23 protein-coding genes are annotated in these 25076 nt (G+C 70.9%); 12 read left to right on the forward strand and 11 right to left on the reverse strand.

Features of this window, described 5'->3' with window-relative positions; all coding sequences use genetic code 11:
- Positions 1-8 precede the first annotated feature (8 nt).
- Positions 9-1277: an LCP family protein gene (locus BLT28_RS32535; RefSeq protein ID WP_231950501.1), complete on the reverse strand. Its 1269-nt coding sequence runs from the start codon at positions 1275-1277 to the stop codon at positions 9-11.
- Positions 1278-1412: 135 nt separating this feature from the next.
- Positions 1413-2933, reverse strand: coding sequence for an LCP family protein (locus tag BLT28_RS32540; RefSeq protein ID WP_052406764.1), 1521 nt, complete (start codon positions 2931-2933; stop codon positions 1413-1415).
- Between the two features lie 474 nt (positions 2934-3407).
- On the opposite strand from BLT28_RS32540, the gene rfbB reads away from it, so the two are divergent.
- From rfbB to BLT28_RS32555, 3 genes are all read left to right on the forward strand, one after another.
- A complete protein-coding gene (rfbB, locus tag BLT28_RS32545; protein WP_030426844.1) occupies positions 3408-4391 on the forward strand; it encodes a dTDP-glucose 4,6-dehydratase in 984 nt (327 codons plus the stop codon).
- A 66-nt stretch (positions 4392-4457) separates the two neighbouring features.
- On the forward strand, positions 4458-5363 hold the full coding sequence (rfbD, locus tag BLT28_RS32550; protein WP_030426843.1) for a dTDP-4-dehydrorhamnose reductase: 906 nt from the start codon (positions 4458-4460) through the stop codon (positions 5361-5363).
- A 34-nt stretch (positions 5364-5397) separates the two neighbouring features.
- The gene (locus tag BLT28_RS32555) at positions 5398-5943 is read left to right on the forward strand and encodes a DUF6346 domain-containing protein (RefSeq protein ID WP_030426842.1); all 546 of its coding nucleotides are present in this window, start codon (positions 5398-5400) and stop codon (positions 5941-5943) included.
- A gap of 4 nt (positions 5944-5947) precedes the next feature.
- On the opposite strand, the gene BLT28_RS32560 is transcribed toward BLT28_RS32555, so the two are convergent.
- The gene (locus BLT28_RS32560; RefSeq protein ID WP_030426841.1) at positions 5948-6847 is read right to left on the reverse strand and encodes a hydroxymethylglutaryl-CoA lyase; all 900 of its coding nucleotides are present in this window, start codon (positions 6845-6847) and stop codon (positions 5948-5950) included.
- A 144-nt stretch (positions 6848-6991) separates the two neighbouring features.
- On the opposite strand from BLT28_RS32560, the gene BLT28_RS32565 reads away from it, so the two are divergent.
- Together BLT28_RS32565 and BLT28_RS32570 are read left to right on the forward strand one after the other, a co-directional pair.
- A complete protein-coding gene (locus tag BLT28_RS32565) occupies positions 6992-7633 on the forward strand; it encodes a GntR family transcriptional regulator (RefSeq protein WP_030426840.1) in 642 nt (213 codons plus the stop codon).
- A gap of 7 nt (positions 7634-7640) precedes the next feature.
- The gene (locus BLT28_RS32570) at positions 7641-9647 is read left to right on the forward strand and encodes a hydantoinase/oxoprolinase family protein (protein ID WP_030426839.1); all 2007 of its coding nucleotides are present in this window, start codon (positions 7641-7643) and stop codon (positions 9645-9647) included.
- A gap of 167 nt (positions 9648-9814) precedes the next feature.
- Here BLT28_RS32570 and BLT28_RS32575 read toward each other — a convergent pair whose 3' ends face one another.
- Both BLT28_RS32575 and BLT28_RS32580 read right to left on the reverse strand, forming a co-directional pair.
- Positions 9815-10891 (reverse strand): glycosyltransferase family 4 protein, encoded by a 1077-nt coding sequence (locus BLT28_RS32575; protein ID WP_030426838.1) that lies wholly within the window; start codon positions 10889-10891, stop codon positions 9815-9817.
- Positions 10891-13359: a glycosyltransferase gene (locus tag BLT28_RS32580; RefSeq protein ID WP_030426837.1), complete on the reverse strand. Its 2469-nt coding sequence runs from the start codon at positions 13357-13359 to the stop codon at positions 10891-10893. The genes BLT28_RS32575 and BLT28_RS32580 overlap by 1 nt, the downstream gene beginning before the upstream one ends.
- 157 nt (positions 13360-13516) lie before the next feature.
- On the opposite strand from BLT28_RS32580, the gene BLT28_RS32585 reads away from it, so the two are divergent.
- Positions 13517-14107, forward strand: coding sequence for a GNAT family N-acetyltransferase (locus tag BLT28_RS32585; RefSeq protein WP_030426836.1), 591 nt, complete (start codon positions 13517-13519; stop codon positions 14105-14107).
- Here the strand turns inward: BLT28_RS32585 and BLT28_RS32590 are convergent.
- Entirely contained in the window at positions 14095-14985 is an 891-nt protein-coding gene (locus BLT28_RS32590) for a glycosyltransferase family 2 protein (protein ID WP_231950502.1), read from the reverse strand. The two genes, BLT28_RS32585 and BLT28_RS32590, sit on opposite strands and share 13 nt — an antisense overlap.
- Before the next feature lie 26 nt (positions 14986-15011).
- Between BLT28_RS32590 and BLT28_RS32595 the strand changes: the two genes are divergently transcribed.
- From BLT28_RS32595 to BLT28_RS32605, 3 genes are all read left to right on the forward strand, one after another.
- Positions 15012-16145: a glycosyltransferase family 4 protein gene (locus tag BLT28_RS32595; RefSeq protein WP_030426834.1), complete on the forward strand. Its 1134-nt coding sequence runs from the start codon at positions 15012-15014 to the stop codon at positions 16143-16145.
- A 112-nt stretch (positions 16146-16257) separates the two neighbouring features.
- Positions 16258-17388 carry a glycosyltransferase family 4 protein gene (locus BLT28_RS32600; RefSeq protein WP_030426833.1) on the forward strand — a complete coding sequence of 377 codons (1131 nt, stop codon included), beginning with the start codon at positions 16258-16260 and terminating at the stop codon, positions 17386-17388.
- 357 nt (positions 17389-17745) lie between these two features.
- The gene (locus BLT28_RS32605) at positions 17746-18618 is read left to right on the forward strand and encodes a glycosyltransferase family 2 protein (protein WP_030426832.1); all 873 of its coding nucleotides are present in this window, start codon (positions 17746-17748) and stop codon (positions 18616-18618) included.
- A gap of 6 nt (positions 18619-18624) precedes the next feature.
- Here the strand turns inward: BLT28_RS32605 and BLT28_RS40575 are convergent, their stop codons facing one another.
- On the reverse strand, positions 18625-19053 hold the full coding sequence (locus BLT28_RS40575; protein ID WP_052406762.1) for a hypothetical protein: 429 nt from the start codon (positions 19051-19053) through the stop codon (positions 18625-18627).
- A 112-nt stretch (positions 19054-19165) separates the two neighbouring features.
- On the opposite strand from BLT28_RS40575, the gene manB reads away from it, so the two are divergent.
- Positions 19166-20233: a mannose-1-phosphate guanylyltransferase gene (manB, locus tag BLT28_RS32620; RefSeq protein ID WP_030426830.1), complete on the forward strand. Its 1068-nt coding sequence runs from the start codon at positions 19166-19168 to the stop codon at positions 20231-20233.
- A 27-nt stretch (positions 20234-20260) separates the two neighbouring features.
- On the opposite strand, the gene BLT28_RS32625 is transcribed toward manB, so the two are convergent.
- Positions 20261-21340 carry a phospholipase D-like domain-containing protein gene (locus tag BLT28_RS32625; RefSeq protein WP_081899946.1) on the reverse strand — a complete coding sequence of 360 codons (1080 nt, stop codon included), beginning with the start codon at positions 21338-21340 and terminating at the stop codon, positions 20261-20263.
- A 71-nt stretch (positions 21341-21411) separates the two neighbouring features.
- Here BLT28_RS32625 and BLT28_RS32630 point away from each other — a divergent pair, with 71 nt between their 5' ends.
- Entirely contained in the window at positions 21412-22329 is a 918-nt protein-coding gene (locus BLT28_RS32630; RefSeq protein ID WP_030426828.1) for a DNA-3-methyladenine glycosylase family protein, read from the forward strand.
- On the opposite strand, the gene BLT28_RS32635 is transcribed toward BLT28_RS32630, so the two are convergent.
- From BLT28_RS32635 to BLT28_RS32645, 3 genes are read right to left on the reverse strand one after another with little or no spacing between them, the layout of a single operon-like run.
- Positions 22314-23474, reverse strand: a complete 1161-nt coding sequence (locus tag BLT28_RS32635; RefSeq protein WP_156050413.1) for an MAB_1171c family putative transporter — start codon at positions 23472-23474, stop codon at positions 22314-22316. The two genes, BLT28_RS32630 and BLT28_RS32635, sit on opposite strands and share 16 nt — an antisense overlap.
- A complete protein-coding gene (locus BLT28_RS32640) occupies positions 23464-23970 on the reverse strand; it encodes an ImmA/IrrE family metallo-endopeptidase (protein ID WP_030426826.1) in 507 nt (168 codons plus the stop codon). The genes BLT28_RS32635 and BLT28_RS32640 overlap by 11 nt, the downstream gene beginning before the upstream one ends.
- Before the next feature lie 24 nt (positions 23971-23994).
- Entirely contained in the window at positions 23995-24414 is a 420-nt protein-coding gene (locus BLT28_RS32645) for a helix-turn-helix domain-containing protein (protein WP_030426825.1), read from the reverse strand.
- Positions 24415-24545: 131 nt separating this feature from the next.
- Between BLT28_RS32645 and BLT28_RS32650 the strand changes: the two genes are divergently transcribed.
- Positions 24546-25067 carry a hypothetical protein gene (locus BLT28_RS32650; protein ID WP_030426824.1) on the forward strand — a complete coding sequence of 174 codons (522 nt, stop codon included), beginning with the start codon at positions 24546-24548 and terminating at the stop codon, positions 25065-25067.
- Positions 25068-25076 lie beyond the last annotated feature (9 nt).

Raw genomic sequence — 25076 nt, forward strand, 5'->3', positions numbered from 1 at the left:
AAACGGTGTCAGTACACGCAGGGGATCCCGCCCGCGGTGATCGGTTCCTCGCTTGTGTTGGGCTGCGCCGCCCCGTCCAGTCTGAGCGGCGCGCGCCCGGCCATCTTCGGTGGGGTAGCGCCGACGAGGCCGGTGACCCAGGCCCGGACCGCGTTCACGTCCACGGCCACGATGCTCTGGCCGCGATCGTTGCGGGCGTTGATGTTGACCACCGGGATGGTGCGGAACTCGAAGTTGCCCGCCGCGAGGCCCTGGAACTGCCTGGCCAGGGTCAGCGGCTCCCAGCCCTCGTCGAAGACCAGCGACTTGCGCGCGGCGTCGAAGAGCGCGGACAGCTTGGCGGGATCGGTCAGCGTGCCGCTGGAGAGCATCTTGTTCACCACGGCCGCCATGAACACCTGCTGCCGGACAACGCGGTCGATGTCGCCGCGGGGCAGGCCGGAGCGCTGCCGCACGAACGCCAGCGCGTCCCCGCCGGAGATGGACTGCCTGCCCCGGCGGAAGTTCGCGCCGGAGTCCGGGTCGCTTGTGGACTGGCGCAGGCACACCTCGACACCGCCGAGAGCCTCGGTCAGCAGGTAGAAGCCGTAGAGGTTGACCTCCGCGTAGTGGTCCACGCGCAGCCCCGTCAGCTCCTGCACCGCGCGGCCGAGCGCAAGCCTGCCCGCCTGGTCGGACTCGCGTTCCCGGCGGAGGCGGTCGGTGACGCGCTGCGCGTCCAGCTCGCCGAGGCGCCGGTTCTTGCCGAGCACGTACGCGGCGTTGATCTTGGCATCCTCGAAGCCGGGCACCTTCACGTAGGTGTCGCGGGGAATGGAGATCGCGGTGGCCTTGCCGCCGTTGTCGGGGATGCGCAACACGATCACCGTGTCGGTGTTCAGACTGGCGTTGGCCTCCGTGCGCAGCTGCCGCAGCACGCTGGCGGGCAGCTCGTTGCCCTGCGCGTCGGTGCGGCTGTCGCTGCCGACCAGCAGGATGTCGGTGGCCCCGTCGCGCGCGGGCGGCGCGCCGGGCTGGCTGCCGAGCTGGTTCACCACGTCGGTGGTGCTGACGTTGTCCTGCAAGCGTTCCAGGGTGGCCCAGCTCACCCCGCTCACCGCGAGCGCGATCGCCGACAGCAGCGCGGCGAGGACGCGGACCGAGTTCACCGCGATCCGCTTCCCCTTGCCGCGCCGGGCTTCCGCTGGCTCCGGCTGTTCGGCGGGGTCGAGCGGAACGAACTTCTCGGCCTGCTCGGACCCCTCGTCGTGGTCCTTCGGGCGCGGCCGGTCCGGCACGTGCTCCTCCTAGCGGAAGTGGGGCAAGGGATCGCGGCCGTTCCGGCTGGACCGAGTGCCCGCGGGGGCCGCTACCTCAAGGCTAGCCAGCTCCACGCAGGTCAGGGCAGTTCTTAGTCCACTCGTTCGTGCGCTTTAGTTGATGCAGGGGATGCCGTCGGGCGTCGTCTCCGGGGTCGCGCTCTGGTTCGGCGCCGCCGGACGGATCCCGCCCAGCTCCAGCATCCGGTCTCCGGCCACGGTGTTCTTCTTGCCAGGACCCGAGTAGTCCTTGCCGATGAACAGCCGCACGGTGCCGGGCGGGACCATCCGATCCTTGTCCTCCTCCAGGACGGCGTTGCCGCCGATGGCGTCGACGACCTTCTTGCCGAAGTCCTGCTGTCCCTTGGAGTAGCGCACCACGGTCTTCGCCCGCGCGACGGCGTTGTCGACGTTGCCCTTGCCGAAGCCCTTGGCCACCAAGGCGTCCAGCACGTCGTTGGCCAGTCCGGAGGCCCCGGTGGCGTTGCGCACCTCGACGGTGATCGACTTGGTGTCGCCGCCACCGGCCGGGGGCGGCGTCGAGGACGCGGGCGGCTGCTCCTTGGTCTGGTTGGCGACGAAGTCCTTGACTTCCTTCGGGTTCACCTTCAGCGCGAGACCGTCGTCGGTCTTGATGTCGCCCTCGATCGGGATGGTCTTGAACTCCACCCCGCCGCTCATCACCGGTTGCATCTGCTGGGCGAACTGCAGCAGGTCCATGTACTTGTCCACCACCACGGACTTCTTCACCGCGTTGACCAGCCCGGTCAGCTTGCCGGGATCGGTGAGGGTGCCCGCGGAGGTGATCTTCTTGGCCATCGCCTTGAGGAAGGTCTGCTGGCGCACGATCCGGTCCAGGTCGCTGGGCAGGCCGTGCCGCTGCCGGACGAAGGCCAGCGCCTGCGCGCCCTGGATGGTCTGCACGCCCTTGGGGAAGTTCGCCCCGGACATGTTGTCCTTGGTCGCGGCCTTGAGGCAGACCTCGACACCGCCGATCGCCTTGGTGATCTCGTAGAAGCTGGCCAGGTTCACCTCGGCGTAGTGGTCGATGGTGACCCCGGTCAGCGCGCCGACCGTGTCGATCATGCCCTTGCGGCCGAGCCGCGTGGACTCCTGCTCGACCTCGGCTTTGCTCTTGCCCGCCGCGCGCAGCTTCTTGGCCGCGGCGACCTTGTTGAACGAGTACGCCGCGTTGATCTTGTGTTTGCCGAAGCCACCGGCGATCTCCACGTAGGAGTCGCGCGGCAGCGAGATGCCGACCGGCTTCCCGTCCACCGGGATGTGCATCAGGATCATCGAGTCGGTGGTGTCGCCGCCGCTGTTGCTGCCGCCCGCGTGCAGCTCGCGCAGCACCTCCGGGGGCAGCTCGTTGCCTTGTGCGTCGGTCCTGCTGTCCAGGCCCACCATCAGGATGTCGAGCGCGCCGTCCAGCGGCTTCGGGCCCTTCTGGGCCTCGGTCACGTCGTCGGTGGTGAAGTCGTTGAGCGTGCCCCACGCATAGCCGGTGACGCACAGCACGATCACCGAGACGAGCGCCGCGACCGTCTTGCCGGGGTGGATCCGGCGGCTCGGCGGCGCTGCGGCGGGGGCGGGGCGCTTGGTGGTCCGCTCGTCGCGCGGTGACTCCGAGCGCACGCGCGCGGTCCGGTTTCGCTCCGGAGGTGGTCCCTGCGGCACGACGCGGGCGTCGCGGGAGCGACCGGCGGCCTGACCCTGGCGGGGGTTCTGGCGACGGGGCTGCTCGCTCGGCGGGACCCGGTCACCGGGCGGGGGAACGGCCCGTCCGCGACCGCCACCAGATCCGGGCGGTTGGGACCGTCCCTGCTGGCCGGGCACGGGTCGCCCTGACTGGCTGCGCGGGACCCCGCGCCGGGGGTTGCCCCCTGGCCGCATCGGCCGGTCGTCCACGTTCACTCCTCCCCGCCACTTGGTCATGCCGGTACGACCTCCCAGGCTAACGGCGCTCCGTCGCCTGGCCGGGCGACTCCCCGGTCTTTGGAGGACGTACCGCCCTTCTTTCGGGTTGCTTCGGCACGCCCCGGCGCTGCTCAGGCCCGTGGCAGACTGCCCGCAGCGGGGACAGCCGAGGGGGACTGGAGAGTGGAGACGATGCGCGTACTGGTCACCGGTGGCGCCGGGTTCATCGGGTCGAACTACGTGCGCAAGGTGCTGACCGGCGCTTATCCGGCCTACGCCGAGGCCGAGGTGGTGGTGCTGGACAAGCTCACCTACGCGGGCAACGAGGCCAACCTCGACCCGGTCGCGGGCAACCCCCGGTACCGGTTCGTCAAGGGCGACATCTGCGACGCGGCTCTGGTGAGCGAAGTCATGTCCGGGGTGTCGACCGTGGTGCACTTCGCCGCAGAGTCGCACGTGGACCGCTCCATCCACGGCGCGGCGGACTTCGTGCTGACCAACGTGCTGGGCACGCAGACCCTGCTCCAGGCCGCGCTCGAGGCGGGCGTGTCGAAGTTCGTCCACGTGTCCACCGACGAGGTCTACGGCTCGATCGAGTCCGGCTCGTGGACCGAGGAGCACATCCTGGAGCCGAACTCCCCGTACTCCGCGTCGAAGGCGTCCTCGGACCTGCTGGCCCGGTCCTACTTCCGCACGCACGGCCTGCCGGTGTGCATCACGCGCTGCTCGAACAACTACGGGCCGTACCACTTCCCGGAGAAGGTCATCCCGCTGTTCGTCACCAACCTGCTCGACGGGCACAAGGTGCCGCTCTACGGCGACGGCCTCAACGTCCGCGACTGGCTGCACGTCGACGACCACTGCCGGGGCATCCAGCTGGTCGCCGAGGGCGGCCGGGCCGGTGAGATCTACAACATCGGCGGCGGCACCGAGCTGACCAACCGCGAGCTGACCGAGAAGCTGGTCGCCGCGACCGGCAGGGACTGGTCGATGGTGGAGCCCGTCGCGGACCGCCTCGGCCACGACCGCCGCTACTCGGTGGACATCACCAAGATCACCAAGGAGCTGGGCTACACCCCCCAGGTGCCCTTCGAGCAGGGCCTCGCCGACGTGGTCGCCTGGTACCGGGACAACCGCTCCTGGTGGGAGCCCTTGAAAGCGCGCGCTGCCCTCTGAGCGTTTCCCAGGTCTCGCCCGGCTATCGCGAACACGGACCTGGGAAACACGCTCTAGGGTGGCGCTGTGACCGACTTCGCTCTTCTCGTTCCCGGCGGACGCGGCCAGCTCGGCGCGGACGTCACCGCGCACGCCGAGGCCGCGGGGGCCGGGTTCGTGCACGCGCCCGGCTCAGCCGAACTGGACGTCACCGACGCCGAGGCGGTGGCCGACGCGGTCAGCTCGCTGGCCGCCACGGCGCGCGACGCGGGCCTGCGGCCGGTTGTGATCAACACGGCTGCGTACACGGCGGTCGACGCGGCGGAGACCGATGAGGCTCGCGCGCTCGAAGTGAACGGGGACGGCCCCCGCAACCTCGCGGTCGCGTGCGCGGAGCAGCGAGTGCGGCTGCTGCACGTCTCCACGGACTACGTGTTCCCAGGGGACGCCACGAGCCCCTACGAGCCGGATGACGCCACGGGCCCACGCAGCGCCTACGGGCGCACGAAGCTCGCGGGGGAGCGCGCTGTGCTCGACTCCGGAGCCGAGGCGTGGGTCGTGCGCACCTCGTGGGTCTACGGCGCGGTCGGCAGCAACTTCGTGAAGACGATGGTGAAGTTGGAAAGCCAGCGCGACAAGCTCTCCGTGGTCGGTGACCAGGTGGGCTGTCCGACGTGGTCGGCCGATCTCGCCCGCGGGCTCCTGGAGTTGGCCGCGCGAGCCGATGGGCCGCGACAGCGCGTTCTGCACGCCGCAGGCGGCAGTGAGACCACGTGGTGCGGCCTCGCCCGCGCTGTCTTTGAAGAACTCGGCGCGGACCCGAACCGGGTTTCCGCCTGCACTACGGCTGATTTCCCCCGCCCGGCGCCACGCCCCGCGTACTCGGTGCTGTCGCCGCGCGCGTGGCAGGACGCCGGGCTGCGCCCACTACGCCCGTGGCGTGAAGCACTGGCCGCTGCGTTCGCGGAGTGCGGGGAAGCGCTGCGATCCTGATCACCTACCTACGGCGACAGCGGGGAGCGCGCGGATGGCGAAGTGGGGCAAGCAGGCCGAGGCGGCGGAGAAGCCGAAGCGGCGCAAGGCGGGCTGGACCAAGCTGACCGGCACGTTGCTGATGGTCGTGGCGGTGGGCGCGTTGGGGTATCTGCTGGCGAACACCGCCCTCACCGCCAACCGCCTCCCCAACCCGGGGCCGGGTGATCTGCGCGGCACCGCCGTCGCGCAGTCCTGTGTTGACGTGGGGCCGGTCAGCTCGAACGGCTTCGGAACGTACGCGCGCTGCACCGCCGAGGTGTCGTGGGAGAACGGCACGCGCGAGACCCGCGAGTTCGACGGCTCCGAGCTGACCGCGAAGGACGTGGGGCAGGCCGTGCGCGTGGTCCGCGTGAACACTCCGCCGTACCAGTGGCTGCCCGCGCCGGAGTCCTACCAGCGCGACGGCGGCGACCGTGCGGGCGAGTGGACCGCGACGATGATCTACGCGATCGTCGGCGGCGTGATCCTGTTCTGCGGCGCCGCGGTCCTGGGCGGACTGCTCTCCCTCGTCCGAGGCCTGTTCGCCCGCAACGGCTGACAGGTCAGGTGGTGGGCGGGAACGTGCCCGCGCGCCCGAGGAGGGCGGGGACCTCGCGGCCCAGGCGTTCGGAGAGCCACGCGGAGATGTCCAGCACGGCGTTGACGTCGACCCCGGTGCGCACGCCCATCCGGTCCAGCGCGTAGAGCACGTCCTCGGTGGCCACGTTGCCCTGCGGCGACGGCGTGTACGGGCAACCGCCGATACCGCCGACCGTGACGTCCAGGGTCGCCACACCGCAGTCCAGCGCGGCAAGAGCGTTGGCGTAGCCGGTGTTGCGCGTGTTGTGGAAGTGCCCGCGCAACGGCACGCCCGGAGCCACCGCGCGCACCCCGTTGGCGAGCCTGCGCACCTGGTCGGGGGTGCCGACGCCGATCGTGTCGGCGAGGGAGATCTCGTCGGGGCGGGCCTCGGCGATCCGGCGGGCGATGCCGATGACCTCCTCGACCGCCACGTCCCCGCTGAACGGACAGCCGAAGGCCGCCGCGAGCGTGACCGTGGTCCGGACGCCGGTGCTCGCCGCCTCGGCCGCTATCTCCGTCCAGCTCTTCAGCGCGTCCTCGACGCCGACGCCCAGGTTGCGCCTGCTGAACTCCTCGGTGGTGGCCACGACGACGTTCACCTCGTCGACGCCCGCGGCCAGCGCGCGGTAGAGCCCCTTGCGGTTGAGCACCAGTCCGGCGTAGGAAACACCCGGGACCCTTGGCACCGAGGCCATCACGTCCTCGGCGTCGGCCAGCTGGGGGACCTTCTCGGGGCGGGCGAAGCTGACCGCCTCGATCCGCCGGAGCCCGGCGGCCACGCAGCACTCGATGAGCTCGATCTTGTCGACCGTGGAGAGCAGGCGCGACTCGTTCTGCAGGCCGTCCCTGGGCCCGACCTCGATCAACTCCACGCTGTGCATCGACCCGCCCTTGTATACAACTTCGTGGCTGGTTGCAGGATTGATTTCAGCGGACAGTTGTGTCAAGCCGAATTGGACTCTAATTTGCATACAAAAGATCGGTAGGCTGGGGACCGACCGCGTCGACCGACGGTGGTGACTGAAGTGGCTCTGGCGGCCGAGAAGGCCTACGAGGTCGTCCGCACGGCGATCCTGGACGGCAGCTACCCGCCCGGCGAACGGCTCGGCGAGGTCGAGCTGGCCGAGGCGCTGGGGATCAGCCGTACCCCGATCCGGGAGGCCCTGCGCAGGCTCGAGGTGGAGGGCCTGGTCGAGGTGCTCCCGCACCGCGGCGCCCGGGTGGCCAGCTGGTCACGGGAGGACCTCGACGAGATCTACGAGCTGCGCATCCTGCTGGAGTCCTTCGCGGCGGCCAGGGCCGCGTCGCGGATCTCCGACGGCGAGCTGCACCGGATGGACGAGCTGCGCGAGGAGATGACCCGCGCGGTGCACTCCGGCGACGTCGAGCGGATCGCCGCGTGCAACGCCGAGTTCCACGGCATCATCCGGCGCGCCGCCTCCAGCACCCGGCTGGTCACCATGCTCAACGCGGTGATCCAGCTGCCCCTTGTGCTGCAGACCTTTCACCGATACACCCATGAGGACCTCCAGCGCAGTGTGGCCCACCACAGCGAACTGGTGCACGCGTTCCGAGCGAGGGATCCGGCATGGGCGGAGTCCGTGATGCGTTCTCATGTGCTGGCCGCGCGGCGGGTGCTCGCCGGCCGGTCGAGGGATGAGGAGTAGACACGTCATGGGGTACCGCCTCGGCGTCGACGTCGGTGGCACCTTCACCGACGTGCTGCTGGTCGACCAGGTCACCGGCCGCACGTTCCGCGTCAAGACACCCTCCACCCCCGACAACGCCGGGCTGGGCGTGCGCAGGGGCATCGCCCTGGTCTGCGAGCAGGCCGGGGTGGGCCCGGACGAGGTCAGCCAGGTCGTGCACGGCACCACCCTGGCCACCAACCTGATCCTGCAGGGCAAGGGCGCCCGGGTGGGCCTGGTGACCACGCACGGCTTCCGCAGGATGCTGCAGATCGCCCGCTCCTACCTGCCGGGCCCGCTGGCCGGCTGGGTGCAGTGGCCGAAGCCAGAACCGCTGGCGCGCATGGAGAACACCATCGAGGTGGCCGAGCGGGTCGACGCCGAGGGCCGGATCGTGCAACCGCTGGACGTGCCGGGGGCGCGGGAGGCGCTGCGCGGCCTGCGCGGGTCCGGCATCGAGGCGCTGACGATCTCGCTGCTCAACTCCTACGCCAACGACGTGCACGAGCGGCTGCTCGCCGAGATCGCCGCCGAGGAGCTGCCCGGTGTGCCGATCTCCCTGTCCGCCACGGTGATCGCCGAACCGCGGGAGTACGAGCGCGCCCTCGCCGCGGTCGCCGACAGCTACGTGCGGCCCAAGGTCTCCCGCTACCTCGCCGACCTCGGCGAGGTGCTGGCGAGCGCGGGGATCACCGCGCCGCTGTCGATCCTGCGCGGCGACGGCGTGCAGACCATGCCCGACCGCGCGGCCGACCAGCCGCTCGGCCTGCTGCTGTCCGGGCCGGTCGGCGGGGTGGCCGGGGCGAGCTGGTTCGCCGAACAGCTGGGCCTGCGCGACTTCCTGACCTTCGACATGGGCGGCACCTCCACCGACATCACCCTGGTCCGCGACGGCAGGCCGCGGCTGGCGAAGCAGGCGATCGTCGGCAGGCTGGAGGTCCGCACCAGCAGCGTGGACGTCCGCAGCGTCGGCGCGGGCGGCGGGTCGATCGCGTTCGTCGACGACAACGGCGACCTGGTGGTCGGGCCGGAGTCGGCGGGCGCGTGCCCCGGCCCGGTCGCCTACGGCCTCGGCGGCGACGAGCCCACCGTCACCGACGCGAACGTGCTGCTCGGCTACCTCCCGGGCAAGCTGGCGGGCGGCGAGATCATGCTCGACCGCACGGCGGCCCGCAGGGCGTTGAAGGGGCTCGCGCACGAGCTGGGCATCCGGCGGTCCTTCGAGGCCGCCGAGCAGGTCATCGAGACGGTCAACGAGAACATGGCCGCGGCGCTGCGCCTGGTCAGCGTGCGCCAGGGCGCCGAGCCGAAGGACTTCGCGCTGCTGGCCTACGGAGGCGCGGGACCGTTGCACGCCAACGCGATCGGCGTGCTGACCGGCAGCTGGCCGGTGATCGTCCCGCCCGCGCCCGGCGTGCTGTGCGCGCACGGCGACGCCACCGCGGGCCTGCGCGACGAGGACACCGCGGTCATTCGCCGGACCCTCGATGAAATCGATAACAGTGAGTTCAGGGCGTTGGTGGACGATCTGGAGAAGGTGGTGTGCCACCGGCTGGAGTCGCTCGGCGTGGCCTGCGCGGAGCAGACCCTGCGCCGCGAGGCCGTGATCCGGGAAGCCGGTCGCGAGGTCCGCGTCGAGCTCACCGACGCGGTGCTGGCCGCGCCCGATCCGCTCGCCTCGTTGGGCCACCCGCCCTCGGCGGAGCTGGTGCGCGTCGACCTCGTCGCCCAGGGGCCGAGCCTCAGCTTCGCCGGGACCGCGCTGCCGCCCGGCGAGGCCGTCCCGGTGACGGCGCTGATCGCGCACACCGAGATCTGGTACGGCGGGCGCCCCGTGGACGCGCGCATCTACGACCGGGCGAAGCTGTTGGCGGGCAACGTGATCGCCGGCCCGGCGATCATCATGGAGATGGACTCCACCACTCTCGTGCTGCCGGAGCACGCCGCCACCGTGCACCCCACCGGCTGCCTCCTCCTGCGCCCGCACCGCTAGCGCGCACGACGCGGGCGAGGGTGGCTTTCGCCCGCTCCGGGGGTCCCCCCGATTTCAAGCATGGCGCGGTGTTGTGCGAAGCGCCAAGCCGCCACGACGGCTGGGCGGAATCCGTCGCACTCCACCACAACGTCCACTGTGGACACCTGGGTACGTGAGAACTGGCGTCAGGAGGCGGCGCGGTGGTAGGCGTCGACGGTCAGTTCCGCGCAGCGCCGCCAGGTGAACTCCGCCGCCCTGGTCCTGCGGGCCGCGAGCGTGGCGGCGTCGGCGGAGGACTTCACCACCGTCTCCAACGCGTCGGTCAGCGCCTCCACGTCGCCGACGGGGACGTGCAGCGCCTGGCCTCCGGCCACCTCGCGCAGTGACGGCACGTCGGAGCAGACCACGGGCACCCCGCACGCCAGCGCCTCCAGCACGGGCAGGCCGAAGCCCTCGTCCCGCGACGGCAGCACCAGCGCGGCGGCACCCGCCACCACGCGGCGCAGGTCCAGCTCGGAGAGGTAGCCGGTGCGGATCACGTCGCCGTCCACCCGCGCGGCACCGGGCCCGGCGAGCACGAGCGGCGGCAGCGCGGCGCTGGCCCCGTGCGCCTTCAGCAGGTTCGGCAGTCCCTTGCGGGGGTTCTCCGCGCCCACGTACAGCACGTAGCTCTCCGGCAGCCTGAGCCGCCTGCGCAGGGGCAGGCTCGGCGCCTGCGCCACGAACCACGCCGGGTCCACGCCGAGCGGGGTCACGACGATCTTGTCTGACGGCACCCGCAGCCGCTCCTGCACCACGTCCGCCACGGCCTGTGTCGGCGTGAGGATCACCGCGGCGCGCTTGGCCGAAACGCGGACGAGCTCCGGCAGATCGCTCTCCACCTGGGACAGTTCGTCCGCGGCGTCGAGGAACGCCAGGTCGTGGATGGTCAGCACGCCACCTGCCCGCAGTGAGGGCGGCAGCACGAAGTTGGTGCCGTGCACGACGTCGGTCGGCCCGGCGAACAGCTCCACAGGCGGCAGCGAGGAGCGCAGCCAGCACGCCCGCAGCGCCCGCGCGGGCACCGGCAGGCCACGGGCCTTCACGCCGTGCGGCACCACGGTGCGCAGCTGACGCCAGCCACGGGTGGTGAACGCCACCGCGCGGACCTGGATCTCGGCCATCGACGCCAGCTCCTCGGCCAGCGCCGAGGTGTAGCGGCCGACGCCCGTCCGGTCACCCAGCAACGGGTTGCCGTCCAGCAGGACCCGCAACTCAGCCATCAACGGCCCCGCAATCTCTCACGCACCAGTCGGCGGAGGCGGCCGGAGGCGCGCTTGGCGACCTCGGCGGCTCCACCGGCTTCAAGGTATTCCTTCACCAGGCCGACATCCCTGCGCACGCGCTGGGCCACCCCGACCGGCAGCACCGCCGGGGCCGGGGCGCCCGTCCTGCGGTCGGCGGCGGGCAGGGGGTTGCGGCAGAACTCCACCAGCGGCGCCAGCACCTGCTCCCAGGTGAACCGCTCGCGCACCACGGCGATGTTGTCCGAGCAGCGCTTGGCGAACTCCGCGTCGTAGAGCACCTTCTCCAGCGCGTCGGCCAGCGCCTGCGGGTCCTCGGCGGGCACGACCAGGCCGAGTCCCTCCGTGCGCACCATGTCCGCGAACGCGTCACCGTCCGTGGTGATGATCGGCAGGCCCGCCCACAGGTAGTCCAGCGTCCTGGTGCGGAACGCGAAGGTGGTCTCCACGTGCTCGTAGTGCGTCGTGACGCCGCAGTTCGCGTCCAGCAGCCAGTTCTGCCGCTCGTCGTAGGGCACCCAGCCCTCGTTGAAGAACACGTGGCGCCCCACGATGTCCAGCCGCTCCGCGAGCCGCCGGGTCTGGGTTGCCATGTCCATCTCGGGAACGTCGGGGTTCGGGTGGCGCATCCCGAGGAAGCAGAGCTTCACGTCGTCGCGCTTGTGCCGCAACCGGTCCACCGCGTGCACGAGGGTCAGCGGGTCGAACCAGGAGTAGACGCCACCGGCCCACAGCACGACCTTGTCGCTTTCGCCGATGCCGTCGACGTTCGCGCGCAGACCGGGGCCGGTGCGCTCGGCGGGCTTGGCGGACAGGCCGAACGGGGAGACCGCCAGCAGCGAGCGCACGGTCGGATCGGCGTCGTAGAGCAGCGGCGTGAGCCTGCCGATCGCGCCGAGGTGGCCCAGCCACAGGTGCCGCTGCCGCTCCGAGGCGCAGAGGAAGAAGTCGCCGCGCTCCAGCTGGTTGCTCAGCACCGTGGTCACGACGTCGACCACGTGCGCGCGCCGGCCCGCGTCGAGGTCCTTGCCCTGCTCCAGCTGTTCGAGGTGCATCGGGTCGTAGACGTCGCAGACCAGGATCTGGTCGGAGGTCTTCAGCCACGGCAGCATCTCCAGCACGTGGCCCTGCAACACGATCACGTCCGCCCACGGCGTCTGCTCGTGCATCTTCGCCGCGGGGATGTAGCGCACCGGGAACGGCGCTTCCGGCGGCTGGCAGTGCTTGTTCAGCGTGACCAGGCGGACCTCGTGCTCGCGGCCGAGCACCTCGGCCATGTTCCACGCGCGGATCGCCGGACCGGCCATCTTCCTCGAGATCGAGTCGGCGGTGATCACCATGATCTTGCGCGGGCGGCCGTAGACCTGGTCCACCCCGAGGGTCTCCACCAGCGCGTCGTGCGCGAGCAGGTACGGGATCTCCGGCGAGGCGCGCTCCATCGCGTTGCGCATCAACGGGAGCAGATCCCGGTCGGAGCGGCGCCGCGCGACCTGCTCGACCTCCCGCGACGCCTTCAGCGACGGCATCATCTCGACGAACCGGTCGATCGCCAGCACACCGGCGAGGGTGATCCTGGGGACCTCGACCGGGGCGGTGAGGTCGGGGCCGTCGGGCTTGCGGGTGATCTCCAGCTGCTCCGGGTCGACGCCGCCGCGCGCGGTCGCCCTGCGCACGGTCAGCGCGAGCGCCGCGGGCAGCGCCTTGGCCAGCGTCTCGTCCTCGACGTTCTTGTACAGCGCCGCGAGAGCGTTGCGCTCCAACAGGTACGCCTCACGCGAATTGTCCACAGTGGACATCGAGGCGTGGTGCCGGTGGTAGGCGAGGCAGCGCGGCTCGAAGCGGACCCGCCAGCCGCGCAGGTTCATCCGCCAGCCGAGGTCGACGTCCTCGTAGAACATGAAGAAGCGCTCGTCGAAGCCGCCCAGCTCGCGGAAGACCGAGGCGCGGACGAACAGCGAGGAGCCGGTGCCGAAGAGCACGTCCTTCGGGCTGTCGTGGCTGCCGTCGTCCGGCTGCCCGGCGTGCAGCTTGTACCCGGCGCCGTACCAGGCCAGCCCGCCGTCGACGAAGTCGATCTTCTTGCCGTCCCAGTCGAGCACCTTGCCGGCGACGGCGCCGATCGTGCGGTCCGCCTCCAGCGCCGCGACCGCGGCCCGCGCCCAGTTCCGGTGCGGGCGGGCGTCGTTGTTCAGGAAGGCCAGCACCTGGCCCTTCGCGTGCTCGACACCGAGGTTGCAGCCCCCGGCGAAGCCGAGGTTGGCCGGGGACTCGACCACCCGCACGCCCGGCTCGGCCCGCAGCCGCTCGGCGGAGCCGTCGCCGGAGGCGTTGTCGACGCAGATGATTTCCAGCCGGTCGCCCGGGTAATCCAAGTCGGTGCGCAGCGCGCGCAGGCAGGTGAGGGTGTCCTCGACCCCGCGGTAGTTGACCACCACCACCGAGACCATGGGCGTTTGCACCACGCTCCGGGCTCCTTCCCCGCCGTGCGTCCGAGGGCATAACTGTGCACCATCCGGCGTTGATCACTGTTGCGAGTCGGGTGCGACGTCACGTGATCTGGCGCTCACCGTATGGTGACCTGCGCACCCAGGTAGGGAGGCAGTGATGGGCCAGCTTCGGATCCGGCCGCTGCACAAGCTGTCGGATGACCAGTTCGATGTCGTCCAGGACATCTTTGAGCAGGCATATCCCGACTGGCTGCGGTTGTCCATCGACGAGCTCGACGGTGGGAAGGGCTCGGATCGGATCGCCGTCGCGGGAATGCTGGGCGAGGTTCCGGTGGGCTTCGCGGCCGTCCGCGTGCTCCCCCGATCGGGTTGGTCTTTCCTCCGGTACTTCGCGATCACGCCCGACCGCAGGCGCGAGGGGCTCGGCCGCAGGATGTGGACCGAGCTGGTCGAGTACCTGGCGGTGAACGTCGCTCCGCGCAGGCTCCTGTGGGAGGCGCAGCTGCCCGAACGCGCGGCTCCCGGCTCGCCGCAGCACGACGCGCGCAGCACCGCGCTGGCCTTCTACGAGTCCATCGGCGGCGAGGTCCTGCCGGTGCACGACTACGTGATGCCGACGACGCTCGGACTGCCCGCCGAGCCGATGCTGCTCATGGCGCTCGACCCGGCCGGTCCGGTGAAGGACCCGAACGGCCTGGTCAAAGCGTTGCTGTCGGAGCACTACGGCGTGGAGCGCTACCAGGTCTGACCCGCCCACCGGGCCCAGACCGCGCGCCGCCGTGCGGAGGTTCCCGCGCGCCGCGAGCCCGGCAGCTTGATCAGCACCTCGCCCAGCACGCGCAGCCGCAGCCGGACGGAGAAGTTCAGCGCGTCCGGCCGTGACCTGCGCAGTGGCAGCACGGCGGTCAGCGCGGCGAACTTCGCGAGTTGGCGCGCCGCGACCGCGGCCGGAGCGCAGCGCAGCAGCATGAGCAGGCGGTTCCGCTCGTTCCAGAGGTGGAAGTTCCACGAGCCGGGCTCGGTGCTCGCGCCGTGGAGGTGGCGCACGCGCGCGCTCCGAGCTGGGACGATCTCGTGCCCGTTGAGCCTGAGGCGCCACGCGGTGTCGGTGTCCTCGTAGTAGCAGAAGAAGTGCGCCGGAACTCCGCCCACCTCGCGGAGGACGTCGGTCCGCAGCAGCACCGCTCCGCCGCAGAAACCGAAAACCTGCTCGCTTTCCCGGTCGATGTCGGCCCCGTGGCCGTCGTGGGTCAGCCGCACGCCGGTCGACTGCACCGCGCCGGCCGGGGTGAGCAGCACCGAGCTGGCGGCGGCCGCGCCGGGATGGCCGTCGAGTGCGTCTTCAAGTGCGCCCAACCAGCCCGGCTCCGGCGCGGCATCGTCGTTGAGCCAGGCCACGAACTCCGTGCCGACGTGGCGGACAGCGGCGGAGATTCCGCCCGCGTAACCGAGATTCTTGTTGAGGCGCAACACTTCCACGTCGCGCAGCAGTTCGGCTGTCCCGTCGTCGGACGCGTTGTCCACCACGAGTGTCCTGTGTGGACGATCTTGGGCCTTGAGGGCGTTCAGGCATGCCTCGATGTGCTCGCGCCCACGCCACGTCACCACGACCACTGTGCTCCGCACACCGCCCACCCTGGGAAAGTACCCGTATGCCGGAGTTGGTTGTGGTGGCGGAGCAGGTGCTTGCGCCCGTGCCTGGCGGGACCGCGCGGTACACCAGGGAGCTGGTGCGCGCGCTGGCCGCGACCGCGCCCGCGGGCTGGGAGGTCAGCACCGTCGTCGCCCGGCACGCCGACCCGAGCGCCGCGATCATTCCCGGCGCGAACGGCCCCAGGGTGCTCAGCCTGCCCAGGCGGGCACTGACCGCCGCGTGGGAACGGGGGCTGCCGTTATGGCCCGGCGGCGACTCCCTGCACGCACCGACACCTTTGGCACCTGCGCGGGCGAAGCGCGGGCGGAGTCTCGTCGTCACCGTCCACGACACCGTTCCGTGGACTCATCCCGAGACGCTGACCAGGCGCGGGGTGAGCTGGCACCGGCGCATGATCACGCGAGCCGTGGAGCGGGCTGACGCCGTCGTGGTGCCGACCGCCGCCGTCGCCGCCGACCTCAGCCTCCACGCGCCGGGGTCGACCCGGGTCGAGGTGATCGGTGAAGGTGTTCCGGCGAGCCTGCGCGAGCCTTCGGAGTCGATTCGCGAGGCAGTCGTGCGGCGCTTGGCCGTGCCGCGGCGATACCTGCTGGCAGTGGGCACCGTGGAGCCGCGCAAGGGGCTCGACGTGCTGATCAAGGCGCTCGCCGAGGACGTGGTGCCGGATGTGCCGCTGCTCGTCGTCGGCGCGCAGGGCTGGGGCAAGGTCGACCTGGCGGCGCTCGCGCGGGCGGCAGGGCTGGACGCGGGGCGGGTCCGGCAGCTCGGCGCGGTGACCGATGTCGATCTCGGAGTACTGCTGCACGGAGCGGCGGCCTTGGTGGCGCCGAGCCAGGCCGAAGGGTTCGGGCTTCCCGTGCTCGAAGCCATGGCCGCCGGGGTTCCGGTCGTCCACTCCGACGCGCCCGCGCTGGTCGAGGTAGCCGGGGGTGCCGGTATCTCCGTCCCCAGGAACGACGCCACCGCGCTGGCCCGCGCACTCCGCACCGTGCTGACCGACGCCGAGCACGCTGCGGCGATGGTGGACGCGGGCAGGCTGCGAGCACGGGACCACACCTGGGAAAACGCCGCGCGGCTCGCTTGGCGGGTGCATGAGCGCTGCTACGCCGCGGCGAGCGCGAAGATCACCTGATCAGGTTGTTGATCGCCTCCACGCCGTCACCGCCGCATCCGAATCCCCTAATGCCCGCTTGCGCGGGCGTGCTCGGGATTAGGCTGCCCGGGTGGTGTTTCCTGATCCCCGCGTGCTCATCGACGCCACTTCCGTGCCTGCCGACCGCGGTGGGGTCGGCCGCTACGTCGACGCGCTCGTCGCCGCCCTGGACGCGGACGGCTCCCGGATCACCGTGGTCTGCCAGCCCCGGGACGCCGAGCTGTACGGCGAGCTCGCCCCGAACGCGCGGGTCGTCGTCGCCACCGAGACGGTCGCGACCAGGACCTCGCGGCTGACCTGGGAGCAGGCGACCCTGCCCGGCCTGGTCCGCAAGCTCAACGTGCAGGTGGTCCACTCCCCGCACTACACGGCGCCGCTGGCCAACCCCGTCGCGTCCGTGGTCACGCTGCACGACGCCACCTTCTTCACCGACGTGACGCTGCACTCCTCGGTGAAGGCCCGCTTCTTCCGCGCCTGGACCAGGACCTCGCTGCGCCGCGCCGCCGTCTGCGTGGTGCCCAGCCGCGCCACCGCGTCCGAGCTGGTCCGCGTCGCGGGCGCCGACCCGCGCATCCTGCACGTGGCCCCGCACGGCGTCGAGCACGACCGGTTCCACCCGCCCACGCCGGAGGAGGTGCGCCGGGTCCGCGACGACCTGTCGCTGCGCGACTCCGAGTACGTGGCGTTCCTCGGCACCCTCGAACCGCGCAAGAACGTGCCCGCGCTGATCAGGGGTTTCGCCAGGGCGTGCCGCGGCAGAGCGGACCCGCCCGCTCTCGTGCTCGCGGGCCAGCCCGGGTGGGACAGCCAGGTCGAGCGCGCGCTGGACTCCGTGCCGCACCGGCTGCGGGTGATCCGCTCCGGCTACCTGCCCTTCGACAACCTCGCCGGTTTCCTCGGCGGCGCCCAGCTCGTCTGCTACCCCAGCCTCGGTGAGGGCTTCGGCCTGCCCATGCTGGAGGCCATGGCCTGCGGGGCTTCGGTGCTGACCACGCGTCGCCTGAGCCTGCCCGAGGTCGGCGGGGACGCGGTCGCCTACTGCGGCGTCGGCGCCGGTGACATCGCCGCCGCCCTGTCCGACCTCTTCGACGACCCCGAGCGCCGCGCCGCCTTGTCCGCCGCTGCCCAGGCCCGCGCCAAGGAGTTCACGTGGGCGGCGAGCGCGGCCAAGCACCGCGAGGCCTACGCCCGCGCCGCCGTCCTCCACCGCCGCGGCCGCTGACCTCTCATCCTGAACGACTCATTCAGGTACTTGAACGCACTGAATGAGTCATTGAGGTGCTTCAACGCACCAATCCCGACACTGGCCGAGGTCCCCTCACCGCCGCCCCTTGTTGATCTACCCAATGTGGCATTGGTTACGTCCAGTGAAACAAATGCATGAATGTCCACAGTGGACGGACGAGGTTGGTGAGCGGAGGTCCGCCCGGGGGACGGGCACGGCTTGGCGGCCGTGGGTGCATCGAGCGACGATGGAATCGGGGGGTCCCCCGGAGCGGGCGAAAGCCACCCTCGCCCGAGCGGGTGCGGCCGGAGTGCGGTGGGGGCGGGCTCGCGCGGAGGTGCAGAATGTGACCCCGTGACCAGCGAACCCAAGTCCTACGGCGACGAGCTCGGCGTGATCACGGTGACCTACTCGCCGGGGGAGACCCTCGGCCGGTTCCTGGACACGCTGGTCAAGGCCACCAGCCGCGATGTGCGGGTGGTGCTCGCCGACAACGGGTCCACCGACGGCGTGCCGGAGGCGGCGGCCGCGGAGCGGGACAACGTCGAGTTCCTCCCCACGGGCGGCAACCTGGGCTACGGCGGTGGCGCGAACCGCGGGGTGGCGGCGCTGCCGGACTCCGTGGGGTGGGTCGTGGTGGCCAACCCCGACCTGGAGTGGGGCGACGGCTCACTGGACGAGCTGCTCAAGGCGGCGCAGCGGTGGCCGAGGGGCGGCGCGTTCGGCCCGCTGATCCGCGAGCCCAACGGCGAGGTCTACCCGTCGGCTCGGTTGCTGCCGGAACTGGGCCGCGGCATCGGGCACGCCCTGTTCGGCAAGATCTGGGCGGGCAACCCGTGGACGCGGCAGTACCGCCAGGAGGACAAGGCCGTCCGCGAGCGCACCGCCGGGTGGCTGTCCGGCTCGTGCCTGCTGATGCGGCGCGAGGCGTTCGACTCCGTCGCCGGGTTCGACCCGCGCTACTTCATGTTCTTCGAGGACGTCGACCTCGGTGACCGGCTGGCCCGCAAGGGCTGGCAAAACGTGTACGTGCCCTCCGCCGAGGTCGTCCACATCGGTGGGGTGTCCACGGCGAAGGTCAAGCCGAAGATGCTGGCCGCGCACCACGACAGCGCCTACCGCTACCTCGCCGACCGGCACCCCGGCCCGCTCTGGGCCCCGGTCCGGCTGGCGATCAGGGCAGGCCTCGCGCTCCGCCTGAAGCTGGAGGTCCGCGGCGCCCGCTGACCGGGGTCAGGACCAGTTCTGCTGCGGGTGGGGGTCGGTGCGCTGCTGCTGCGGGGGGAGCTGCTGCGGCGGGTACTGGTTCGGGTGCTGCTGCTGCGGCGGCACCTGCTGAGGGTGTTGTTGCTGCTGCTGGAGCTGCTGCGTCGGCTGGTTCTGCGGCATGCGTTGCGTCTGCCCCTGCTGGCGCGGCTGCTGGAACTGCTCGGTGCGCTGCTGCTGCGGGGGCTGGGGCCGGAGGGGCCGTCCGCCCTGCGGCATCACCATCGTCGACTCCGGGTCGGAGCCGCGTGGATCGTTGGCCGCCACCACGATGCGCGGGATCTGCACCGTGTTGGCAGCGTCCATCGGTGAGGTGGCGTCGTCGGGCGTGACGACGAAGGAGCCGCGTGCCCTGGCGCGCGCCAGCAGCTCCTCGGCCCGTTCGCGGGGGTCCATTTCGCTGACCTCTCCTACCGCCGGGTCCTGGTGGGCCTCAACCTATCGTGCTCGGCGTCTGCCAGAGTATTCGTTCGCCGGGCATCCGTCAGCCACCCAAGGAGCGAGAAGCATGAGCGTTGACGCCGTCCTGCTCGTCGGCGGAAAGGGCACCCGGCTGCGGCCGTTGACGCTCTCCGCCCCCAAGCCGATGCTGCCGACGGCCGGTGTGCCGTTCCTCACGCACATGCTCTCCCGCATCCGCGCCGCCGGGATCACCCACGTCGTGCTGGGCACCTCCTACAAGGCGGAGGTCTTCGAGGAGCACTTCGGCGACGGCTCCCACCTGGGCCTGGAGCTGGAGTACGTGGTCGAGGAGGTCCCGCTGGGCACCGGCGGCGGCATCCGCAACGTGGCCGACCGGCTGCGCGGCGACACCGCGATGATCTTCAACGGGGACATCCTGTCCGGCGTGGATCTGGGCGCGGTGCTCGACACCCACCGCGAGGCCGACGCGGACGTGACGCTGCACCTGGTAAAGGTCGAAGATCCGCGCCGGTTCGGGTGTGTCCCCACCGATGGGGACGGCCGGGTCACCGCGTTCCTGGAGAAGACCGACAACCCGCCGACCGACCAGATCAACGCGGGCTGCTACGTCTTCCGCCGCTCGGTGCTGGAGTCCATCCCCGCGGGCCGCGAGGTCTCCGTCGAGCGCGAGACCTTCCCCGGCCTGCTCGCCTCTGGAGCACGGGTGCAGGGGCACGTGGACGCCTCCTACTGGCTCGACCTGGGCACTCCGGCGGCGTTCGTGCGGGGCTCGGCCGACCTCGCTCGCGGTATCGCGCCGTCCGCTGCGCTGCCCAAGCCGGCCGGTGAGGCGATCGTGCTCGACGGTGCTGTGCTGCGCGAAGGCGCCACGGTCACCGGCGGAGCCACGATCGGCGCGGGGTGCCAGCTCGGGGTGGACGCGAAGGTCGACGGTGCCGTGGTCTTCGACGGCGCGGTGATCGGGGCGGGCGCGGTCGTGGAGCGGTCTGTGATCGGCGCGCACGCGCGCATCGGCGACGGCGCGGTCGTCCGGGACGCGGTGATCGGCGACGGTGCCGTCGTCGGCGCGAACTGCGAGCTGCGCGATGGCGTGCGAGTGTGGCCCGGCGTGCACCTTCCCGACGGCGGAGTCCGCTTCTCCGCCGACGCCTGACCCCCGCGTCCCCCGTAAAGCCGCGGGTCAGGACGCCTTCATCTTGGCGAAGTTGGCGCGGTACTGGTCGTGGATGGCGGCGGAGTGCAGGCGCAGCAGTGCCTCGTCGTTCTCGCGGAGCGCCGCGTTGGTGTAGTTGTGGCTGCCGGTGAACACCCACTTGCTGTTCTTCTGGTTGGCGTAGGTGCCCTCGATCAGCATGTACTTCGAGTGCACGATGAAGTCGCCGGGGATCTTCTTCAACGTGATCCGCGGGTGGTTGTCCAGGTGCCCGTGGCTGCCCGCGTCGAGTTTGGTGTAGATGACCTCGACCCGGCACTTCTTCCCGGCCAGCTCGCGGAGCTTGGCGGCGATGCCGTCGCGGCTGAAGTTCCACATCGCGATCCGGATGGTCGTGTTGTCGGCGCAGCCGACGTTGTCGAGCGCGTTGGGGATGGTGTCGCCGCTCGCGCGCGGGAAGAAGTAGGTCTTCGCGTTGCCGCTGACGTCGGAGCGGAAGTAGTTGTTGTTCTTCTTCTGCGCCACCAGGTCGTTGAAGTAGCGCAGGTACGAGGTGTAGAGCCCGGTGTTCCCGACGAGGGTCACCGCGTTGTTCCACATCTTCGTCGTGTTGGTCGGCGTCAGGTTCGCCGAACCCTGCACGACGACGTTCTTCGCCCCCGACGTATCGGAGAACAGGAAGAACTTGTTGTGCATGATCGGCGTGCCGAGGTCGCCGATGCACGCGCGGCCCTTGGTGCACACCAGGACCCAGGACGGCTTCGAGCGGTCCGTGCCGAGCTTCTTGACGATGTCGACGGCGGCGGGCTTCGCGGAGTGCTTGCTGTCGATCACCATGTGCACCTTCACCCCGCGGTCCCGCGCGGCGACGAGGTCGTTCACCACCCCGCCGTCGTTGAAGTGGTAGATCGCGATGGAGATGGTCGAGCCGGCGGCCGCACCCCTGATCAGGGAGCGCAGGTGGTCGACGATCGCGCGCTGTTGCCCCGCGACGTGCGGGTTGTTGAAGACGGCGCCGTCGGAAACGGCGGCGTTGGCGGTCGCGGGCAGGGAAAGCGAACCGGCCACGAGCAACGTGGTGACCAGTGCTCTGATTGAACGTCGCATCGCCCGACTATCGCCCCCCGCCGACGCCTTCGGCAATCTTCTTTACAAACTCTGCGGGTAGCGTGCTGCGGGTGCGTGCTGCGGGTGCGGTCGAGACGGAGTGGCTGCCGGGGTTCGAGGTGGATCCCGTCGTGGTGCTGCGCCCGCACCGGCGCGGCAACGGCGATCCGGCGTGGAAGCTCGACGCGCGCGGAACGGTCTGGCGGGCCTGCACGACCCCGGCCGGGACGGCCACCCTCGCGGTCCGCCGCGCGGGGGCGCACGTGCGGGCGCGGGCATGGGGGCCCGGGGCGGAGTGGGTGATCGACGGCCTGCCCGATCTGCTCGGCGCTTCCGACGACGACAGCGGGTTCGTCGCGCACCACCGGCTCGTCGCCGAAGCGCGGGCGTTGCGGCCGGACCTGCGGCTGGGCTCGACCAGGCGCGTCTGGGACGCCCTGGTGCCCGCGATCCTGGAGCAGAAGGTCACCGGCAAGGAGGCGTGGCGGACCTGGCGCGAGCTGTGCACCCGCTTCGGTGAGCCCGCCCCCGGACCCGTGCCGGAGAGGATGTCCGCGCCGCCGACGCCGGAGCGCGTGCGCGCTATCCCCGACTGGGAGTGGCACCGCGCCGGGCTCGACGGGGCCCGTCGCCGCGCGCTGTTGGCCGCCGCCTCGGTGGCGGACCGGCTCGAACGGGCGGCCGAACTCCGTGGTGTTCGAGGAAGAGACCTGCTCCGGCGGATTCCGGGCATCGGCGTCTGGACCGCGGCCGAGGTGGCGCAGCGGGCGTGGGGCGACCCGGACGCGGTCAGCTTCGGTGACTTCCACCTCGCGAAGGTCGTCGGCTGGGCGTTGCTGGGCCACGACATCGACGACGCGCAGTTGCACGAGTTGCTCGAACCCTATGCGCCGCAACGGCAGCGGGCAATCCGCTACCTGGAGGGCGCGGGGGTGCGGCGCCCCAGGTTCGGGCCGAGGTACTCGCCGCGCGACTACCGGGCGTTCTGAAGCTCCAGCGTGGTCCGCTCGCGGATCTCCGCGACCACCGGTGAGTCCGTGAACGCCCGGGAAACCGAGGCCAGCCAAGCGGTTTCGGACTCGACGCACGGATCGTCCTGGTGCGGGGCCCGCTGGAGCTCGCCCCACTGGTGCTCGGCCTCGTGCGACACCAGGGCCGCCGCGATCGAGGAAGCCTCCACCAGCACGGCCAGCTCCCGCGCGTCCACGTCCGGAGCGGCCTCGTGCACCCATTCGCCGACCCGTGGCGGCACGTACGGGCGCAGGGCGAGATCGCCGTCCCTGATCTCGATGATCCTGCGGTACAGGGCGAACTCCACGTCACGGGGCAACCTGCTCCGGGAGGTCAACGTGATGCGGGGGAGCGCGGTAGTCAGCTCTGTCCACAGTGGAGCGATCGCGTGATAACCCCGGTAGGCCGCCACGCGGCGCAGCACCTTGTTCCACCACGCCATGGTCGAACCGATCAACCACAGCAGCACCGAAAGCACTCCGAGCGCGCGGTCCACCGGTGCGCGCAACGACGGTGACAGGTCGAAACCCAGCATCAGCAAAGGTTGCAGCGCCGACCATGCGCCCCAGAGCGCGCTGCACACCGCCGCGGCGACGATCGTCACCAGTCCGGACCGGAACAGGCCGGGCTCGCACTGCCGTGCGTGGTGGCTGATCACGCGGACGAACACGGCGATACAACCGGTGGCGTACAACAAGAACACCAGGCCGTACGCGATCAATGCGGGGTTGGACATGGCGGCGACGAAGATGCTCTTCGAGAAGTCCTTGCCGGAGAAGGACATCAGGAACGTCAGCAGTGTCAGGGTCGCGACAAGGAGCGTGCGGAGGACGCGCGGTGGGTGCTCCGCACGCGGCGAGTACGCGATGCCGGTCATGTGGTAGACCGCGAGCAGCTGGGCGAAGTTCCCCATCAGACGCGCGGTGTTGGGCATCGGCTGCACCGACACGATCAACCGCTCGGTCTCCGGTGCCAGCACCACGAGGCTGACCGCGAGCCACATCAGGAACAGCAGGAGGTGGCGCAGGCCTGGGGCGGTCGGCCGGCCGCGGGTGACCACGACCTTGCGCACCACGACGGCCACGATGAGCGCACAGGCCGGTAGGTGGAACTCAAGCGCCACCACGCCGCCCCTCGAAGATCGACTCCAGTCCGCCGAGCCCCTGCACCCGGTGGCGCGCCCGGCGTGCGCGGTGCAGCACGAGCGACGCGAACAGCTCTGCCTCCTGCTCCTTCTCCTCGTCGTAGGAGGTCCTGCCGAGCACACGGCGCACCAGGTCGGGGGACAGGTTCGGCATCAGCACCGCCGCGACCGAGTCGTCCACGACCTCCTCGCCCGCGTGGCCGCACAGCAGGTGACCGAGCTCGTGCACGAGGATGTGCTCCTGGTGCAGCGCGCTGGTGTCGGCCGCGTAGAAGATGTAGTCGGCCCGGTCAGTCGCCGCCAGCAGACCGCACGGCGTGGACGGCCGTGAAGCGAGCCGCACCAGCTCGATCGGCCGACCCCGTTGCGCGGCAAGGGTTTCCACGAATACCCGGACGTCGAACGGATCGGGCAGCGCCAGCCCGTCGACGACGCGCCTGCACGTGCGCCACAGCGCGGATTCCCTTGACCGCATGCGGAACTCAGCCCTCCCCCTGGCTCAGGTGCCGCGTTGGGCCTCCCGGCGCTCGATAGCATCGATGATGTCGTTCACCGTGCCAAGGCCCTCCTCCGAGAGGTTGACAGCACGCAGCGCCATCTGCCGGATCGCGTTGTTGCGCAAGGCGCCGAGCAGGTCGAGCTCCTTGGCGATCGCCGCGCCCTGCTCGTCGTCGAAGAAGTAGGCGGCCGGCACCTGGAAGAACTCGGCCAGCGCCTCCAGGTGGCGCTTCGTCGGGTTGTCCCGCCTGCCGGTGCGCAGCTGCCACAGGTAGGTCGCGGAGAAGGACTCCCCGGTCGCCTCGCGGCAGGCACGCGCCACCTCCTCGTGGCTGTGCTGCTCCCCGTTCGGCCTGCGGACCACGCGGAACAGGTGGTCGATCTTCTCGGCCAGCGGCCCGGCCGGCGCGGTCTCCGCCATCGATCCCTCCCCGAGTCCATGAGCCCAGATGGATGCAGATGCTACAGCCATTCGTCTCCGTTGACAGAAGGCATAAGCTGAGATGGATGGTCGGGGGATCATGGGACATCTGAGTTTAGGGGGATTCATCCGTGAAGAAGCTCTTCCTCGGCGCCGCGGTCCTTGGCGCGCTTGCCTTTTCCGCTGTTCCCGCCGTCGCGGCCGCCGATGCCCAGCCGGGCCCGGGCATCGCGGAGACGCGGCTCTTCGACGGCCGTCAGATCGGCCGCACGCCGGGACTGGCGATCGAGGGTGCGCTGGCCGCGGCGTACAACCGCGCGTCGTGGGCCGGGTTCTCCCGCTCGCAGTGTTCGGTGGTGCGCACCTCGTACCTGCCGGTCAGCGGGGGCTACGACGGCTCGGCCGTGATCAGCTGCACGCGTCCCGGCGCGAAGGCGGCTGCTGTTGTCGTTGCGGAGACGCAGAACTTCCACGCCAGTGACTACGGCTCGGACAAGAAGCGCGCCATCAACAACGCGCTCGACATGGCGCGCAGGCACGCGGCGATCGCGGGGTACGTCCCCACCGCGCAGTGCGTGACCGTGCACACCGACTCGGCGCAGATCAGCATCGGGTTCTGGCACGCCAACGTGGTGATCAGCTGCACCAGGTAGGGGGAACGG

The organism is Allokutzneria albata, assembly GCF_900103775.1.
Classification (GTDB): domain Bacteria; phylum Actinomycetota; class Actinomycetes; order Mycobacteriales; family Pseudonocardiaceae; genus Allokutzneria; species Allokutzneria albata.